1 protein-coding gene is annotated in these 625 nt (G+C 67.4%); it reads left to right on the top strand.

What is annotated here, in order from left to right:
• Positions 1–177: 177 nt before the first annotated feature.
• Positions 178–625, top strand: a 448-nt coding sequence (locus BFF77_RS31495; RefSeq protein ID WP_066956876.1) for a hypothetical protein, incomplete at its 3' end; no start/stop codon positions are given.

Genomic DNA, 625 nt, shown 5'->3' with positions numbered 1-625 from the left:
GGTCGCCCTACGGGTGAGAAGCGCGGCGGCGGTGCGCAGCACCTGGTCACGATCGACTGTCATGAGTCAACCATAACCCGAATGAGACACGAACGTCTCATTCAATACATCACTGCACCGGATCACGTCTGGCCCGGGGCCGGACTCACGCCCGTCAGGGCGGGAAGGAACACCTGTATGAATCCCTCGCGGAAGCCGCTCCTGCTGATCGACGTCGACGGCCCGCTCAATCCGTACGTCGCGTTGGCCTCGCCCGGGACCCCGTACGGATACGAGAGGCATCTGATGCGGCCCTCGCTCTGGGCACGCACGCACCCCGGTCCGCTTCCCGTGCTCCTCGATCCACGGCACGGCACGGAGCTGCTGGCGCTCACCGGGCTCTACGAGCTGGTCTGGGCGACCACCTGGGAGGACGACGCCAACACATGGATAGGACCGCTGCTCGGGCTGCCGGAGCTGCCGTACATCGCATGGCCCGAGACACACGGATGGGCCCCTCGCGGGACCCTGTGGAAGACGCAGTACGTGCTGGAGTACGCGGCCGGGCGGCCGTTCGCCTGGGTGGACGACGAGATCACGTCGTACGACCGCGAGTGGGTGGAACGGGAGCACCTCGCCGCCGCCC

The organism is Streptomyces lushanensis, assembly GCF_001700515.1.
In the GTDB taxonomy this organism is placed as follows: Bacteria; Actinomycetota; Actinomycetes; order Streptomycetales; family Streptomycetaceae; genus Streptomyces; species Streptomyces lushanensis.
The sequence above is the reverse complement of the archived record's forward strand: the minus strand, read 5'-3'. Positions and strand labels throughout refer to the sequence as shown.